The following is a 17,000-nucleotide window of genomic DNA, read 5'->3' as shown; positions in this document are numbered from 1 at the left end:
CAACGTTTAACACTTTCCGATCATATACGAATAAGGATCACCCAATGAACCAGTATACCGTTTGTAAATTAGAAGACATACTCCCTGAGACTGGTGTTTGCGCACTGATAGAGGGTAAACAAGTGGCAATTTTTCGCACTAAGGATGCTAAGCTGTTTGCGCTTGATAACTATGACCCGTTTAGTCAAGCCAATGTATTATCTAGAGGGTTAATTGGAGGCACTACTGTTACCAACGATGCTGGCATTGATGAAGCGGTACTGTATGTGGCCTCACCTATTTATAAGCAGAGATTTAACCTTGCCACCGGTCAATGCTTAGATGATACAAGTGTCACGCTTGCTACTTACCATGTTGAGCTTGATACCAGTCTTGAAGGTAATAATGTGGTGATAAAATATGATCAGTTAGAAGCGTCATCTACAACACTATTAGAAATGGAAGTTGTTTAAGGCGTAGCCGTCTTTTTAGCAAATTGAAACATGTAATTTACATTAAGATACTGAATAAAAAATTGTACTGGCATAATATTGGCGGTAAATATATTTCACTTAATGCCATTAAAAGGATCATAAATCATGTCTGACAAGTCTACTAATAACGATAACATTAAAAATGCCTTAGAGTCTCTTGAGAGTGCAGCGACAACGCCTTCAAATGATGCGGTAACAGGCGTAGAAGTAGTAAAAGGTGATACTGTCGTTTATGAAGACGGTGATTTTGAAGATTACAATGCTGACAAAGACTATGAGGTTGATGAAGAAACTAAGTCTGGCAAGGATGATGAGTCCAATAAAGACGATCAAGATGATAATTCTGCCAAAGAAGATAAGCACAGTACGACGATAGCGAACATCTATCAATGGGCTTCTAAGCTCAAAGATGACTTAATTTCTGACAAAAAAGAAGCGAAATCTGACGAAGAGGATAAGTCTGATTCTGAAAATGAAGACAAGCATAGTGCGACGATAGCTAATATCTATCAATGGGCTGCTAAGCTTAAAGACGATTTTACGTCTGAAGCTTCTAATATGACGCTTGACGTTTCTGAAAAAGCGGTTGCTATTATGCTTAACAGACTTTTGGATGCCAAAACTGCCGAGTTAGAAGCTTTTGATAAGAAAGTGGCAGACTCTGGAGAATCGGTAGACAATGCAGAAGAAGAGCGTAGTAAGATTGCTGAGAAAAAAGACAAATACCAAGGTATGATTGATCAGCTACAAGGCTAAGTGGTACTTTGAGTAATTGGTACTTTGATTGATTGGTCTTATTGATCCAGTGTTAATTATTTAGCACTGGATTTTTTATTGTTTTTGGCTTGTCGTGAGCTCAAGAGTGTTCGTTTCGATCATCGACTGTAAACCCTCTAAATATTAACGGTACATTATAAACCTAGTTTGATATAAAAATAAATCAAATACGATTGACGTCTATTAGCTATTAGTTATCAGCTACTAGGTATATCCACGACTAACGGTGAAATGTAAAGCCAAACCAATTACGTAAACACGCCTATCGATTTCTGCTAGTATTATGCCACTACGTTACTAATCACTTATAATATGTAAGGTTAAGAGGATTTAACATGCGATTCAAATCATTCGTTCAAAAACTACATGAACGCAATCCTAAACTTGGCAAGCTTGCTTCGCTGACCACAGCAACAGGCGTTATTACCTTTAATAGTATGTTGGCAGGTCCCCCTGTATGGATTATGGGTGCAGCCAAAGCCGTTACTGGCGCAGCGATTGCTGATAAAGCGGTCATTGATGTGACCAATTATTGGATTAACAGCAATAACGCGATGATCGATAATATCCTGCCGGATAAAGACTGGCGTATCAGCCTACCTGACGATATCCATACCAAGGGCAAGTACTTACTGGTAAGCAATCACCAATCATGGGTTGATACCAGTATCGTGCAATATATTAGTGAAAAGCGTTTGCCATTGACGCGATTTTTTACCAAGTTTGAGCTGATATATATTCCGGTCATTGGGCAAGCTTTCTATTTTCTCGATTTTCCAATGATGCGTCGACATTCTAAAGAGGCGATTGCGAAAAATCCTGCCTTAAAAGGCAAAGATATCGAAGAAGCAAAACGCGCTTGTGCATTACTGAAAGACAAGCCTTTTACGCTGTTAAATTATCTAGAAGGCACACGTTTTACCACCGTAAAACGGGATAAGCAGCAGTCGCCCTATACGCATTTGCTTAAACCAAGAGCGGGCGGTTTGTCACTAGCGATTAGTGCGCTTGGCGAAGATATCGATGGTATTTTAGATATGACCATCGTCTATCCTGATGGTGTGCCGACATATGGCGACTTATGGAAAGGCAATATCAAGCGTCTGGGCGTCGATGTCAGACATATTAATATGCCTGATGACTTATTTGCCAGTGTTCAAAATGGCGGCTATGAGACTGATGAGGCGATAAAAGCAGAAATGTTTGATTGGGTTGAGCAAGTTTGGCAGCAAAAAGACCAGCTCATTACTAAGATGCTTGCTGAATTTGAAAGTAAGCCCCCTGCCCTTGATGCTTAGCTTGCAAGCTTTTTAACTTAATCTGTTTTATTTGCACATATATTGACCGTTCTATTGGTTTTTTCACTAAAGGCAATAATAGCAACCTACGGCTGCTATTATTGCTTACCTCGTTAAACGACCATACCTTATATGTCGATGACAAAAGGAAAATACAGTGCCACAGGCTCAGCCAATGTTTGAACCCGCCTCTAATCTTACAACAGAACAAAGTACAGCATTAAAAACGCTTACAATGATAGGTTATCTAGAAGGTACCTCGTTTTTACTGTTGCTCTGCATCGCTATGCCACTAAAGTATATGATGGACATTCCAGAAGGGGTAAAATATATCGGTATGGCTCACGGTGGCTTATTCATCGCCTATATTGTTGTACTCATGGGCACAGCCGTCAAGATAAAAATGCCTATATGGGCGATCCCTGCCGGCGTGCTTGGCTCGTTCTTACCATTTGGTCCGTTCATATTTGACCATTGGTTAAAAAAGAGCCTAAAGAAAAGCAAGAAAGTTATTTGAGACAAGAGTTTTTATGACGCTAATCATTGGTTTCACGATATAGCGTGTTTTGTGACTCTTCTCTAAAATCTTCGTATGTGATGGCAGGCTTGGATGTTGACGTACTAGCAGCTGCCTCATTATTATTCATTGCGTTCGTTGCAGGCTTGGTTATTGATGATTTGGCAGGGTCAGAGTCACTGGGCACTTCAATGATAGCAGGTGGCTTATTAGCCTCTACCACAACATTTTTCTCAGTGGTGTTTATTTCAGTGTCAGTAGCTGTTTGTTTGGTGACCGGGCTTGTCTGAGTCGCGTTTTCATTAATAGGCGTGCCAGCTTCATTTAACGCTGTAGACGTATTACCGGTGGACAAGAAACCAGTCGCAATTAACGTGAATACAGCACCAGAAATCATGAGTGAGCCAAGCACCATACCTATAATGAGCGTCTTTTTACTACTCTTCTGCGTTTGTATTAATTTTATCGCTTTCTTTTTTTTCGATTTTTTGATGAGCAAAGTTGTTAAAGGTGCAGGGCTGATAGGTTCATCAATATAAGCGCTATCATTTACCTCAGTATCTTCATCTTCATCTTTAACTGTAGAAGCTGCGTTATCAGTCGCCTCAGTTGTCATTAAAGGGTGTATAACCTTCTCATCTTCATCAGAGAAGTCTAAGCTTACCGATGTGCTCGCGTTATCAGATATCTGTAACCCTGCTGTATTTTCCACATTATCTTGCTCTTGGCTGCCAAATAACTCTAGTTCTGCTGCACTTAGTGGCTCATAGGATGACAGCTTGTCAGCGTTTTTAAGCGGTTGTAATATGTGCGGCTGAACAGAACTGTCCAGTAGACTTGCACTAAGACCAACATCAGTCTCATCATAAGCATCAGTGGTGACAGTTGGCTTGAGCTCATTTTCTGTATTTTCGATAGTACTTTCAATAGTCTCTGCGCTTTCAACACGAGTGATATAACGCTCATAGATATTATGTTTACGATTACGCAGTCGTGGCTTCGTATTAGCGATTTTTGCTAAGTTTGCCTCTAAATCGGCGCTTTGCTTGTCTTTTTTGTCGCTCATGAAGTGATACCAAACCAGTTTATGCCACGAAACCGTAGATGACTGCTAGAATGAAGGGAAAAGTTTTTTAGTTTGCTAAAGTGTAACGCTATCGTTAATAAACAATATAGAGTGTCAACTCATATGCTTCAAGCATAATTTTATAGTTTTGCTATTATTGATATAAAATACAGTAGTATCCGCTTCATCAATCGACATGATATTACAGATAAATGAGCATAAAACATGGATTTAAAGCAGCTCAATGCGTTTATTGCCGTTGCCGAGCTTCGGAGCTTTAGTGCAGCCGCTACCAAAATCGGACTGTCACAGCCCAGTTTAAGCCGTTTACTGAAGCAACTTGAGACAGACATGGGCGTGATGTTGGTTGATCGTTATCATAGACCGCTACATTTAACAGAAGCTGGCACGTTCTTTTACGATAAAATCAGTACCATACTGACAGAAGTCGATACGGTTGTTGGTATGACCCAGCGCTTATCTGCCCCTAGCAGCGCATTAAATATCGGTTTTGTACCCTCTATACTGTATGGGTTGCTACCTGAGATTATTGCCAGACTGAAGCAGTCCAATCCTGAGATTGACGTCAACCTAAAGGACATTAGCTCCTATCAGCAAATGGATGCGCTCAAATCTGGTGATATCGATATTGGTTTTGGACGCTTTGCCCATCAAGACCCATGGATACAGCAAATACTGTTACGCCACGAGCGCTATGTCGTTGCCCTCCCCAAAGCCCATCCGCTTGCCAATGTGCGCGAGCAACGCTTGATCGATTTGGCCAATAACCGCCTGATTCTCTATCATCAAACCCACTTGCCTGTATCTACAATGCCAGAAACGGTATCAAGCACAGGGACTCCTAAAACCTTGGGGCAGAATAAGAAAAATAATACGAGCCATCATCAAGCCTCTACTGTTGAGCAGATAACAGAGCCTTTACTATATTTATTTGCACAGTACGGTATCTCTCCATTTATGACCACCACCGTTAGTGACTTGCAAGTGGCACTCGGGTTAGTAGCGGCGGGCGAAGGCATCACCTTAGTCCCTGCCAGCTTAAAAACGGTGCGTACGGAGCAGATCAGCTATCAGCGTCTCATTCACGAAAACGTCACCTCACCTATTTATCTGCATACACTTAAGGATTTTGTGCATCCTCATATTCCTGACTTATTGCGTGCGACTTATCATGTCTATGAGCAGCGCGGCATTACTTACCGCCGGCAAAAATTTGAATCTCAGCGCTAAATTATCAGATATTGAGTCATAATTGTGGTATAAAGAAGCCCGAAAAAATAGCCATTGATAAATCTTGATATTTACATTTAATTATGCTAACTATCAGGAATGGCTATGCAAAAAATAAGTAATAATTATATGAATAATCATTCTACTAAACCGGATTGGTGTGCTAAAGTCGATACAAGACAAATCGTTTTAAGAAACAGTACTCGTAAACAGTACTAATGAATAGTATTAAGCGATGCGCTCATGATCATTGGCAAACTGACACAGGTAAGTGATGATTTGCCGTTTTAACCATTTCGAGGTAAGCATGACCACACAACCACTCAATAACCCAAGCGCCACAGGCGATACTCTCTCCGCGCAGCAAGAAGGCTTTAGCTGGCGAATCTTTGGTCCCGGTATTCTGATGGCGACTGCTGCTATTGGCGGCTCGCATCTGATTTCATCGACACAGGCTGGCGCGTTATATGGCTGGCAGCTGGCGATTATGATTATATTAGCCAACGTCTTTAAGTATCCGTTCTTCCGCTTTGCCACCGATTATGTCTACGACACTGGCGAGAGCTTAATCGCAGGCTATGCCAAACGCTCAAAAGCTTATCTCTGGATTTATTTTATCCTATCTATTTTATCGGCGGTGATTAGTACGGGGGCTGTGACATTGCTTGCGGCAGTGATATTGGGCTTTATGCTTCCCGCATCTGTAGGACTATCAAGTATTGCCTTAGCTGTCATTATCGTTGCTGTATGTTGGTTTTTTCTGATTGCTGGTCATTATAAATTGCTTGACGGCGTGACCAAGTGGATTATGATTGCGCTCGTATCTGCAACCGTGTTAGCGGTGATGATTGCTGCTGGTAAGCCGACGGTTATGGTGGCGGATTTTGTCCCTGCCTCTCCTTGGAACTTGGCGACTTTAGGGTTTATTGTGGCTCTTATGGGTTGGATGCCAGCACCACTTGAGTTCGCTGCCATCACCTCGATGTGGACATCAGCCAAGAGAAAAGCGGACAATACCACTCACCGTCAGGGCTTACTGGATTTTAATGTCGGTTTCTTAGTTTCCGCTATTTTAGCCTTGTTCTTTTTAGCGTTGGGCGTTTTCGTACAATACGGCTCAGGTCAAGAGATTCAAACCGCAGGTGTCGCTTATATTGATCAGCTTATCAATATGTATACCGCCACTATCGGTGAATGGTCAAGACTACTGGTCGCCTTTGTCGCCTTTATGTGTATGTTTGGCACCACTATTACCTGTGCGGATGGCTATGGACGTGCCAACGCCGAATGCTGGCGCTTACTAAAAGGTGAAGACGAGATTAATAAAAAGCAAATCGCCTTTTGGACCACCTATGCTATCGGTGGCGGTCTTTTGATTATCAGCTTCTTTGCCGGACAATTAGGCGCTATGCTGAAGTTTGCGATGATATCCGCCTTTATATCCGCGCCTATCTTTGGTTGGTTAAACTATTCGCTAGTGAAAAACCATAAAAAGCTATCAGCCGGTATGAACGCCTATTCGATTGCAGGGCTTGTATTCTTAGGTGGCTTTACCTTGTTATTCCTAGCTAGCCTTGCAGGTATTATTGGTTAAAAATAAAGGTTAGCCAATCTAGCTAATAATAGACTTGATAGAGTAAAAGCCCTTTTAGCAAGACTAAGAGGGCTTTTTTGTAGACAACGATAAAACGCTTATAGATATAATTGTAACCAGATGTAAATATTTAATTAGGAGAAATGCAGCGTTTGATACGTTATGAATACTAATGGATACAAACCTCTAATTATTGGATAGCACTATCCATTAATTAAATAGTATTAATATTTTTAATTTGTTAATTTAATTTATATTAACAGTTGAATGAAAATCCCGCTTTGCAGTCCTGAATAATTGGTTATAATCAAGCACAACGATTGAATCGCGAATGATAACGACAAGATCTTCCCTCCACGTAAGGACCACGACATGACCCTATCAGCTGGCGCTCGCTTTCGCAGTGCAATGAAACAAAAAAATGATAATAATCAACCGCTACAGATTGCTGGCGCAATTAACGCTTATACAGCAATGATGGCAACTCAAGTTGGTCATCAAGCCTTATATCTCTCTGGTGCTGGCGTGGCCAATGCCTCATTTGGCTTGCCAGATTTGGGTATGACTAGCCTTGATAACGTCTTAGAAGATGCGCGCCGTATTACCGATGCGGTTGATACGCCATTATTGGTTGATATTGACACCGGTTTTGGTGGTGCATTTAATATTGCTCAAACCATTCGTAAAATGGAAAAAGCCGGTGTGGCGGCGGTTCATATCGAAGACCAAGTGGCGCAAAAGCGTTGTGGTCATCGTCCAAATAAAGAAATTGTTAGTATCTCAGAAATGGTTGATCGCCTAAAAGCGGCACTTGATGCCAAGACGGACAAAGATTTTGTGGTGATGGCACGTACCGACGCCCTATCTGTCGAAGGTCTTGATGCAGCGGTTGAGCGCGCGGTTGCTTTTCAAGAAGCTGGTGCTGATATGATTTTTGCGGAAGCACTAACGGATATTGAGATGTACCGTAAGTTTACCGATGTGCTTGATATTCCAGTCCTAGCTAATATGACCGAATTTGGTCAAACCGATCTATATACCACCGAGCAGTTATATGCGGTAGGTGTTGATATGGTGCTTTATCCGTTGTCAGCTTTCCGTGCGATGAACAAAGCGGCATTAAACGTATATCAGCATCTATTGACTGATGGCACACAAGACAAAGTTGTTGACACGATGCAAACCCGTATGGAGCTGTATGACTTCTTAAACTATCATGAGTTTGAACAAACCCTAGACAAACTGTTTGCAGATAATAAGTAGTCTTAGTGGTTAAAAGCGTTGGTTTTTCTATCAATGAACATACCAGCGCATTATCTAATATTTGCAGTACCTTTATATTTTATCCAACACAAGCTACCAACAAAAGGAATTTATCATGGCAGCACAGAAAGAACTTTCAGGCGCAGGTTTACGTGGTCAAGTAGCAGGTAAGACGGCTCTATCTACCGTTGGTAAATCAGGATCAGGTCTGACTTATCGTGGTTATGATGTCTCAGAATTGGCAGACAAGTGCATCTTTGAAGAAGTCGCTTATATGTTGCTATACGGCAACTTGCCTACCCAAAGCGAGCTTGATGCTTATCAAACTAAATTGAAAGGTTTACGTGGCTTACCACAAGCATTAAAAGATGTGCTTGAGCGTATTCCTGCAGATGCCCATCCGATGGACGTATTACGTACCGGTTGCTCGATGCTTGGTAACCTTGAGATGGAAACTGACTTCTCACAAGAGAACGATAAAACCGACCGTATGCTGGCGGTTTTCCCATCAATCATCAATTACTGGTATCGCTTTACCCACGACAATGTGCGCATCGAAACTGAAACCGACGATGATACGATTGGCGGTCATTTCTTACATCTGCTTAAAGGTGAAAAACCAAACGAGCTACATACTAAGGTAATGGACGTATCACTGATTCTTTATGCTGAGCATGAGTTTAATGCTTCGACCTTTACCGCGCGCGTCTGTGCCTCTACCCTATCTGATATCCATTCTTGTATCACTGGCGCGATTGGCTCATTACGCGGTCATTTGCATGGCGGCGCCAACGAAGCTGCGATGGATATGATTGAAGGATTTACCTCTCCTGATCAAGCAGAGTCTGAGATGATGGCAATGCTGGCGCGTAAAGATAAGATTATGGGCTTTGGTCATGCTATCTATAGCGAATCAGATCCGCGTAATGTTGTGATTAAGGGTTGGGCTGAAAAACTGGCAGCAGATGTTGGTGATGAAGTGCTATATCCAGTATCAGTACGCTGTGAAGAAGTGATGTGGCGCGAGAAAAAACTCTTCTGTAATGCTGACTTTTTCCATGCGTCTGCCTATCACTTTATGGGTATTCCAACCAAACTGTTCACGCCAATCTTTGTTTGCTCGCGTCTAACAGGCTGGGCCGCACACGTGTTTGAGCAACGTGCTAACAACCGTATCATTCGCCCAAGTGCGGAATATACTGGCGAAGAGCTGCGCCCAGTACCAGAGATGAGCGCGCGTTAATCCATAAGTATTTACTATCTCGCATAAATACTTATGCGAGATAGCCGGCTTAACTGCTAAACATATACAACAATTTAGTAGTTAAACCTTTTCTTAATAACCTCACTGTCTTTTTAACCATGTTTTTTTAGCAAAGCCCTCTTCTAACGTCTCATTTCACTGATGATTTTGCTAAAAGAATGACTATTTTTTGAATTTAAACCACCCAACAGCTAAAGGTGACTTATGGACAACGCCCTTGTACAACCGATGAATGAACCCTTTAAAAAGCCATTACCTGACACAGATTTGTATTACTTTGATACCCGTGAAGCAATCGAAAATATCGAAGCTGGCGCGTATGACAAGCTACCGTTCTGCTCAAAAGTATTGTGTGAAAACTTGGTACGCCGCTGCCCACCAGAAGATTTAACCGCAGCGCTTAAGCAGCATATCGAGGGCAAGCAAGACCTAGATTTTCCTTGGTACCCTGCCCGCGTCGTTTGTCATGACATCTTAGGTCAGACCGCGTTTGTTGACTTGGCAGGTCTCCGTGATGCCATCGCTGAGCAAGGCGGTGACCCATCTAAAGTGAATCCGATTGTTCCAACACAATTAATTGTTGACCATTCATTGGCCGTTGAGCATGCAGGTTTTGAAGAAAACGCCTTTGAGAAAAACCGCGCTATCGAAGAGCGCCGTAACGATGACCGTTTCCACTTTATCAACTGGTGTCAGTATGCCTTTGATAACGTGAACGTCGTACCGCCTGGTAACGGCATCATGCATCAAATTAACCTAGAGAAAATGTCGCCGGTTGTGCAAGTAGTAAAGAATAAAGCCGGTGAACAAGTGGCGTTTGCCGATACCTTGGTCGGTACCGATAGTCATACGCCGATGGTTGATGCCTTAGGCGTTATCTCAATCGGTGTTGGCGGGCTTGAAGCGGAAAGCGTCATGCTTGGTAACCCGTCTTATATGCGTCTCCCTGATTATGTAGGTGTTAAGCTAACTGGTAAATTACAAAGAGGCATTACTGGTACCGATTTGGTATTGGCTATGACCGAGTTCTTGCGTGATGCAGGCGTGGTATCTACATATATTGAATTCTTCGGTGAAGGGGCACGCCAATTAAGCGTCGGTGACCGTGCTTCTATCTCAAACATGACCCCAGAATATGGCGCAACCGCAGCGATGTTCTATATCGATGAGCAAACCATTGACTACCTACGCTTAACAGGTCGTAGTGAAGCACAAATTAAACTGGTTGAGCAATATGCCAAGCAGACCGGTCTATGGGCTGACGGCATGGAAAATGCGGAATATGCACGTGTGCTTGAGTTTGATCTATCATCAGTAGTCCGTAATATGGCAGGCCCTTCACGTCCGCATGCGCGCGTGTCAACCACAGATTTGGTTGCGAAAGGTATTGCTCACGGTGAGGGTGATAAATTACCAGAGCCAAAAGATGGTTTGATGCCAAATGGCGCGGTGATTATCGCCGCGATTACCAGCTGTACCAATACGTCTAATCCTCGCAACATGGTTGCTGCTGGTCTTGTCGCCCGTAATGCTAATAAGAAAGGCTTATTGCGTAAGCCTTGGGTGAAATCGTCATTAGCACCCGGCTCAAAAACCGTCAAAATGTATCTAGAAGAAGCGGGTCTGATGCCTGAGCTACAAGAAATCGGCTTTGACGTGGTTGGCTTTGCTTGTACCACTTGTAATGGTATGAGTGGCGCGCTTGATCCTGATATCGAAAAAGAAATCATCGATAACGATCTGTTCACCACTGCGGTATTATCGGGTAACCGTAACTTTGATGGTCGTATCCACCCGTATGCCAAGCAAGCGTTCTTAGCGTCACCGCCACTGGTCATCGCTTATGCTATCGCCGGTAATATCCGTTTTGATATTGAAAAAGATTCATTGGGCAAAGACATGGATGGCAATGATGTTTATCTAAAAGACATTTGGTTTGATGATGACGAAGTCGATGCTATTGTCGCTGCTGCCGTGAAGCCTGAGCAGTTCAATGCCGTGTATATCCCGATGTTTGATGAAGCCAAAAAAGATACGGGTAAAGCGCTCAGTCCACTATATAACTGGCGTGATCAGACCACTTATATTCGTCGTCCACCCTATTGGGAAGGCAAAATGGCAGCGATGAATAAGCTAAAAGGTATGCGTCCATTAGCGGTATTAGGTGACAATATTACCACTGACCATTTATCACCGTCTAATGCGATTTTGGGCGACTCAGCAGCTGGCGAGTACCTTGATACCATGGGTCTGCCAAGCGAAGACTATAACTCTTATGCCACCCATCGCGGCGACCATTTAACGGCTCAGCGTGCAACCTTTGCCAATCCAAAGCTATTGAATGAAATGGTACGTGATGAAAAAGGTGAAGTAATCCAAGGTTCGCTTGCTAGGGTTGAACCACAAGGTCAGGTCATGCGCATGTGGGAAGCAATCGAAACCTATATGAACCGTGAACAGCCGCTGATCATTATCGCAGGTGACGGCTATGGTCAAGGATCAAGCCGTGATTGGGCTGCCAAAGGCGTGCGTTTAGCAGGCGTTGAGGTGGTGGTCGCTGAAGATTTTGAGCGTATCCATCGTCAAAACTTAGTTGGTATGGGTGCACTACCTTTGCAGTTTGAAAAAGGTACGACTCGTAACACCCTAAATATAGACGGCACGGAAGTCTTTGATGTCACAGGCGAAGTTTCTGCTGGCGGCATGATGACGCTGGTGATTAACCGTGCTGATGGCAGCACGACTGAAACCCCTATCATTTGCCGTTTAGATACCGCTGATGAGGTCAAAATGTATAACGCAGGCGGGATGCTACAGCGCTTTGCCAAAGAGTTTATCGATGGCACGCTAGATATTGTTTAAGCGTTTGAGTGTTAAATAAACAAAGAGCCGATGTTGTATAACCTTATATGACATCGGTTTTTATTTGCTTTTGCATTTTATACACTAAGCCTTCTTACTTATACCTAAGTATTAGATAGTAGCTAAATATTGAGTTTACTTAATTAATAGCGTAATATGTACTATATATTGTACAAGTTATGGAGTATGTTGTGAGAGTCATTAGTTTTTCAGAAGCCAGAAAGCACTTAAAGTCCGTTCTAGATACGGTAAACGACGATGCCAACGCCACTATCGTGACCCGTCGTGACGCTGATGATGCGGTTGTCATGTCGCTTGATTATTACAATAGCCTGATGGAAACCGTTTATTTATTAAAATCTCCTGCCAATGCAGCGCACTTAGCAAAATCTATTGCCCAATATAAAGCTGGCAAGACTGTTACGCGTGAGCTAATTGATACGGCAGAAGGCAATGATAAAAGTGACGGTAGCAGCGATGACAATGAGCACACGGATAGCAACGTTGAGAATGCTTGAACTCAAAGGCTTTAATCAATCCAAAGGGTCTAATAATGAGTGAGCAACTAGCATGGACAGATGCTGCGTGGAAAGACTATCTGTATTGGCAAACACAAGACAAAAAAACACTCAAACGTATTAACAAACTCATTACCGAATGTAAGCGTAATCCGTTTGAAGGCATTGGCAAACCTGAACCCCTAAAAGAAAATCTATCAGGATTTTGGTCAAGACGCATCGATGATGCTAATCGGTTGGTATATGCCGTCGATGATAACTATCTGACTATTATCTCTTGTCGCTATCATTATTAACGAGCGCTCTTAATCGTTCGGGTTTACTTGCTGATGGCACCATACCCAATCTTATAACAATATAAAAAGGACTTAATACAGTGGCCCAAACCAATTCTCAATCAAAACCCTCTTTTGCCCCGCAACTATCCGTCTCTGCTACCTATATGCGCGGCGGTACCTCTAAAGGCACGTTTTTTAAACTGTCTGATTTACCTGAGCGTTGCCAAGTTGCTGGTGAATCACGTGATCAATTTTTGCTACGTGTCATCGGTAGCCCAGATCCTTACGGTAAGCAAATCGATGGATTAGGTAATGGCAGCTCTAGCACGTCAAAAACGGTTATTTTATCGGTTTCTGATAAATCAGATCATGATGTGAATTATCTGTTCGGACAAGTCAATATCGCAAAGCCTATGATTGATTGGGCGGGTAACTGTGGCAACTTAACCGCTGCAGTTGGCGCCTGCGCCATTAATATGGGTTTGGTCGATGCTGACAAGATTACTAACAGCCTCGAAGACAACGCAGATAGCGGTATATGTGAAGTACGCATTTGGCAAGAGAATATCGGTAAAACCATTATCGCCCACGTGCCTGTGTATCAAGATGAGCAAGGCAAGGTACAAGTGCAAGAAACCGGCGATTTTGAATTAGACGGTGTGACCTTCCCAGCCGCTGAAGTAAAAATTGAGTTCATCGATCCGGTTGATTCATCTAGTGACATGTTCCCGACAAACAATCTAATCGATGACTTCGATGTCTCAGGCTGTGGTCTAAATACTGATAGTGTCAAAGCAACCTTTATCAGTGCAGGTATTCCAACTATCTTTATGAAAGCAGAAGATTTAGGCTTTACCGGTACTGAGCTGCAAGGCGATATCAACAGCGATGGTGAGCTACTTGCCAAGCTTGAGAAAATCCGTGCCACAGGCGGCGTTGCGATGGGATTGTTTAAAGACGTCAGCGAGGCACAAGCCAGTCAACATATTCCAAAAATCGCATGGGTAGCTCCTGCGCAAAGTTACAACGCCTCAAGTGGCAAAGCAGTTGAGGCAGCAGATATTGATTTGGTCGTACGGGCGATGAGTATGGGTCAATTGCATCATGCGATGATGGGCACAGCAGCGGTTGCCATAGCAGCAGCAGCGACTACGCAAGGTACGCTAGTTAATGAAGCAGCGGGCGGGAGCGAATTGTCAGAAGTACGTTTTGGTCATCCCTCTGGCACATTGCTCGTCGGCGGAAAAACAGAACAAGTCGCTGGGCGCTGGCAAGCCAAAAAAGTCTCGATGAGTCGCTCAGCACGTCGTATCATGGTTGGTGAAGTTTTTGTGCCAGCGGATGCTTTTTAACCGTTTACTTTACTCTCTCCATATATCATTAACATCCCGCCTATAGTGACTAAGGCTAAACCAGAAATTTTATAGATATCTATTGTTTTAACCTCTAAGCCAAATAAGCCAGTTTGGCTTAGAATCAAGGCAAAATACATTTGCCCTAGAAAAACCCAGAGCAATGTATTACCTGCGCCTATTTTTGGCGCGGCAATAAACATAAACAAGATATAAAAGCTGCCCAAAAATCCTGGTAACCACATCCACCATGTCGCATTTTCAATTATTGGCGGCTTGATACCACCACTCATCATATAGGACAGCACTAGAGAAGCCAATGCACCTCCTAAGTATAAATAAAAGGTGGATTGGATCTGCGAGGCTTGCGTACTTTCTCGAAAAGCGTTGACAATAGCCAGTTGGAGCGGAACAATGGCACCGCCTAACAGGCTAATCAAGATATAAGGAAGCATTTTCAAATGGCGTCCACCAAAAGAGAACAAAGAATGTCTCTATATAATACCAAACTTTATTTTAATAATTTTAATATAAATATGATTTAGTAAAATATTAAAATCCATGAGCTAAGTTTTTATGCCAACTCGTCCCCAGTCACGCCATGTGCAGTTAGATAAAAAGCCGCCGGTCGAGAAAAAAGAACGGCGGGCGCTGTTGTGGGACATCCTTAAAAAACTGGCTGTCTTTGCCGCGCCTTATAAGATCTTAATTATAGCGACCTTGATACTAACAGTGCTTGGCTCCTTTACCGCGCAAGTTAATGCCTTTGTGCTGCGCTATGCCGTTGATACCTTGACCGAAATCGCTACTCTCGCTGAGCCTTGGGAAGCTGGCGTGCGCATGCTGACCATTATCAGTGCGGTACTCTTAACCAAAGAGATATTATCGATATTCATCTCGTTTGGGCAACGCTTCTTCGGCGAAAAGATTCGTATCAATCTATCACGTGATTTATCGCAAAAAATCATTGAGCGCATCTTGACCTACCGCATGGCATTTTATACCAGTAGCGAAAACGACAGCGGAAAATTACAAACCCGTATTGATTATGGTGTCAGTAGCCTGACCAGCTTGGTGCAAAACTTCTTTATCGATATGCTACCGCTGTTTGCCAGTGCGATCGTCTCACTCATTATCATGTTTTCGACCAATTTTTGGATAGGCTTGGTTGGTCTGATTATCATCCCGATTTACTTTTTTATTAGTCAAAAACAAGCAAGGCGGTTACAAGGTTTTCGCCGGCAGATGCGTGGCTTTAGAGAAGCCAAAAGCGGGATGGTTATATCGCTGATTAATTCTATCAGTGTCGTAAAATCGTTTGTCCGCGAGTCTATCGAGGCGGAGAAGCATTTACAGATTCAAAAAGACATGACTGATAATCAGCTGCGTATTCGTAGCATTGGTTTTATTTATGATGCAGTAAAGACCTTTATTGAGCAAATCGGCGTGGTGGTTATCATTCTTCTCACAGCTTATTTTGTATTAAAAGGTCAAATGACTATTGGTATGATTTTATTCCATGTAATGCTATTCCAAAACGTCGCCGCTCCTATCCGACAGTTACATCGTATTTATGATCAAATCAATAATGCCTTGACCTATGCCGAAGGATTTTTTGAGATTTTAGAAGATGAAAGCCAAGTTGAGAACATCACTGGCAAAAGCAGTAAAGATTTAAAAGGTCTCATCGAACTTAAAAACGTTTATTTTACTTATCCCAATGGCACCCAAGCGCTAAAAGATGTCAGCTTTACCATCAAACCCAATCGTATTACTGCACTGGTGGGCCTCTCTGGTGCAGGAAAGAGTACGATTATTAGCCTATTGGTAAAATTTTACGCGCCAGATAGCGGCAAGATATATTTAGATGGGCATAATTTAGCCGACTGTGATACTCATGAATTGCGTCAAAATATCGGTCTAGTGCTACAAAGCAATCATATTTTTTCGGGTACGATTGGCGAAAATATCCGCTATGGCGATATGAATGCGACTGATGAAGATATTATCATTTCAGCAAAAAAAGCCTCTATTCATGAGCAAATCATGTCGTTATCCAAAGGCTATGAGAGTACCGCAAAATCTTTATCAGGTGGACAGCAGCAACGTATTGCGCTGGCAAGGATGTTCTTAAAGGATCCGCCTATTGTGTTTTTGGATGAACCAACCGCTAGCCTTGATGCCATTGCCAGTCAACAGGTCAAAAAAAGCTTAGATCTTATTAAGAAAGACCGTACTGTTATTATGGTGTCGCACAATATTGCCCAAATCATTGATGCCGATGACTTGGTAGTGATAGAAGATGGGCGCGTGGTCGAGACCGGCACTCATGAAGAGCTTTACCGTAAAGGCGGCAAGTATTTTGAAATATTCAGTGCCATGTCAGATAGTCTGAACTTAGATAAAATCAGTCAAACCTTGAATAGTTAATGCGGTACGAAATCGTTATAATGCTCACTCTTTGCTGCATCCTATTTTTGATTATCC

Annotated in this window: 14 protein-coding genes and 1 pseudogene; 13 read left to right on the top strand and 2 right to left on the bottom strand. The window is 42.7% G+C overall.

The window, feature by feature from the left end:
* Positions 1-44 precede the first annotated feature (44 nt).
* The 4 genes from nirD (at position 45) to VLA57_RS10595 (ending at position 3,065) form a co-directional block, all read left to right on the top strand.
* Positions 45-452, top strand: a complete 408-nt coding sequence (nirD, locus tag VLA57_RS10610; protein ID WP_133104358.1) for a nitrite reductase small subunit NirD — start codon at positions 45-47, stop codon at positions 450-452.
* A 126-nt stretch (positions 453-578) separates the two neighbouring features.
* Entirely contained in the window at positions 579-1,229 is a 651-nt protein-coding gene (locus tag VLA57_RS10605; RefSeq protein WP_133104357.1) for a hypothetical protein, read from the top strand.
* A gap of 356 nt (positions 1,230-1,585) precedes the next feature.
* Positions 1,586-2,548 (top strand): acyltransferase, encoded by a 963-nt coding sequence (locus VLA57_RS10600; protein WP_133104356.1) that lies wholly within the window; start codon positions 1,586-1,588, stop codon positions 2,546-2,548.
* A 175-nt stretch (positions 2,549-2,723) separates the two neighbouring features.
* Positions 2,724-3,065 (top strand): DUF3817 domain-containing protein, encoded by a 342-nt coding sequence (locus VLA57_RS10595; RefSeq protein ID WP_133104355.1) that lies wholly within the window; start codon positions 2,724-2,726, stop codon positions 3,063-3,065.
* Between the two features lie 19 nt (positions 3,066-3,084).
* Here the strand turns inward: VLA57_RS10595 and VLA57_RS10590 are convergent, their stop codons facing one another.
* The gene (locus VLA57_RS10590; protein ID WP_133104354.1) at positions 3,085-4,131 is read right to left on the bottom strand and encodes a hypothetical protein; all 1,047 of its coding nucleotides are present in this window, start codon (positions 4,129-4,131) and stop codon (positions 3,085-3,087) included.
* 225 nt (positions 4,132-4,356) lie between these two features.
* On the opposite strand from VLA57_RS10590, the gene VLA57_RS10585 reads away from it, so the two are divergent.
* The 8 genes and pseudogenes from VLA57_RS10585 to prpF all read left to right on the top strand — a co-directional run bounded on the left by VLA57_RS10585 (position 4,357) and on the right by prpF (position 14,513).
* A complete protein-coding gene (locus tag VLA57_RS10585) occupies positions 4,357-5,382 on the top strand; it encodes a LysR family transcriptional regulator (RefSeq protein ID WP_133104353.1) in 1,026 nt (341 codons plus the stop codon).
* A gap of 307 nt (positions 5,383-5,689) precedes the next feature.
* Positions 5,690-6,976: an NRAMP family divalent metal transporter gene (locus tag VLA57_RS10580; protein WP_011513645.1), complete on the top strand. Its 1,287-nt coding sequence runs from the start codon at positions 5,690-5,692 to the stop codon at positions 6,974-6,976.
* A 372-nt stretch (positions 6,977-7,348) separates the two neighbouring features.
* Positions 7,349-8,239, top strand: coding sequence for a methylisocitrate lyase (prpB, locus tag VLA57_RS10575; RefSeq protein WP_133104352.1), 891 nt, complete (start codon positions 7,349-7,351; stop codon positions 8,237-8,239).
* Positions 8,240-8,354: 115 nt separating this feature from the next.
* On the top strand, positions 8,355-9,482 hold the full coding sequence (gene prpC, locus VLA57_RS10570; RefSeq protein ID WP_133104351.1) for a bifunctional 2-methylcitrate synthase/citrate synthase: 1,128 nt from the start codon (positions 8,355-8,357) through the stop codon (positions 9,480-9,482).
* A 249-nt stretch (positions 9,483-9,731) separates the two neighbouring features.
* The gene (gene acnD / locus VLA57_RS10565; protein WP_333954896.1) at positions 9,732-12,365 is read left to right on the top strand and encodes a Fe/S-dependent 2-methylisocitrate dehydratase AcnD; all 2,634 of its coding nucleotides are present in this window, start codon (positions 9,732-9,734) and stop codon (positions 12,363-12,365) included.
* Positions 12,366-12,556: 191 nt separating this feature from the next.
* A pseudogene (locus VLA57_RS10560) lies at positions 12,557-12,814 on the top strand (type II toxin-antitoxin system Phd/YefM family antitoxin); the annotation flags it as partial.
* A gap of 104 nt (positions 12,815-12,918) precedes the next feature.
* Positions 12,919-13,179, top strand: a complete 261-nt coding sequence (locus VLA57_RS10555) for a Txe/YoeB family addiction module toxin (RefSeq protein ID WP_037025847.1) — start codon at positions 12,919-12,921, stop codon at positions 13,177-13,179.
* Between the two features lie 80 nt (positions 13,180-13,259).
* Entirely contained in the window at positions 13,260-14,513 is a 1,254-nt protein-coding gene (prpF, locus tag VLA57_RS10550) for a 2-methylaconitate cis-trans isomerase PrpF (RefSeq protein ID WP_133104348.1), read from the top strand.
* On the opposite strand, the gene VLA57_RS10545 is transcribed toward prpF, so the two are convergent.
* Positions 14,510-14,974: a DMT family transporter gene (locus VLA57_RS10545; RefSeq protein ID WP_133104347.1), complete on the bottom strand. Its 465-nt coding sequence runs from the start codon at positions 14,972-14,974 to the stop codon at positions 14,510-14,512. The two genes, prpF and VLA57_RS10545, sit on opposite strands and share 4 nt — an antisense overlap.
* Before the next feature lie 115 nt (positions 14,975-15,089).
* Between VLA57_RS10545 and VLA57_RS10540 the strand changes: the two genes are divergently transcribed.
* Complete coding sequence (locus VLA57_RS10540) at positions 15,090-16,943, top strand: ABC transporter ATP-binding protein (RefSeq protein WP_133104346.1); 1,854 nt, start codon at positions 15,090-15,092, stop codon at positions 16,941-16,943.
* The last annotated feature ends 57 nt before the right edge of the window (positions 16,944-17,000 follow it).

It is taken from the genome of Psychrobacter sp. S4(2024) (assembly GCF_036861305.1).
Taxonomy (GTDB): domain Bacteria; phylum Pseudomonadota; class Gammaproteobacteria; order Pseudomonadales; family Moraxellaceae; genus Psychrobacter; species Psychrobacter cryohalolentis.
This window is presented reverse-complemented; position numbering and strand designations above follow the sequence as displayed.

Bases quoted from the DNA above. Each gene is read 5' to 3' on its own strand.
- acnD (WP_333954896.1), top strand. From the start codon at position 9,732: ATGAATGAACCCTTTAAAAAGCCATTACCTGACACAGATTTGTATTAC.
- VLA57_RS10585 (WP_133104353.1), top strand. From the start codon at position 4,357: ATGGATTTAAAGCAGCTCAATGCGTTTATTGCCGTTGCCGAGCTTCGG.
- VLA57_RS10540 (WP_133104346.1), top strand. From the start codon at position 15,090: ATGCCAACTCGTCCCCAGTCACGCCATGTGCAGTTAGATAAAAAGCCG.
- prpC (WP_133104351.1), top strand. From the start codon at position 8,355: ATGGCAGCACAGAAAGAACTTTCAGGCGCAGGTTTACGTGGTCAAGTA.
- VLA57_RS10555 (WP_037025847.1), top strand. From the start codon at position 12,919: ATGAGTGAGCAACTAGCATGGACAGATGCTGCGTGGAAAGACTATCTG.
- VLA57_RS10600 (WP_133104356.1), top strand. From the start codon at position 1,586: ATGCGATTCAAATCATTCGTTCAAAAACTACATGAACGCAATCCTAAA.
- VLA57_RS10580 (WP_011513645.1), top strand. From the start codon at position 5,690: ATGACCACACAACCACTCAATAACCCAAGCGCCACAGGCGATACTCTC.
- VLA57_RS10605 (WP_133104357.1), top strand. From the start codon at position 579: ATGTCTGACAAGTCTACTAATAACGATAACATTAAAAATGCCTTAGAG.
- prpB (WP_133104352.1), top strand. From the start codon at position 7,349: ATGACCCTATCAGCTGGCGCTCGCTTTCGCAGTGCAATGAAACAAAAA.
- VLA57_RS10590 (WP_133104354.1), bottom strand. From the start codon at position 4,131: ATGAGCGACAAAAAAGACAAGCAAAGCGCCGATTTAGAGGCAAACTTA.
- VLA57_RS10595 (WP_133104355.1), top strand. From the start codon at position 2,724: ATGTTTGAACCCGCCTCTAATCTTACAACAGAACAAAGTACAGCATTA.
- nirD (WP_133104358.1), top strand. From the start codon at position 45: ATGAACCAGTATACCGTTTGTAAATTAGAAGACATACTCCCTGAGACT.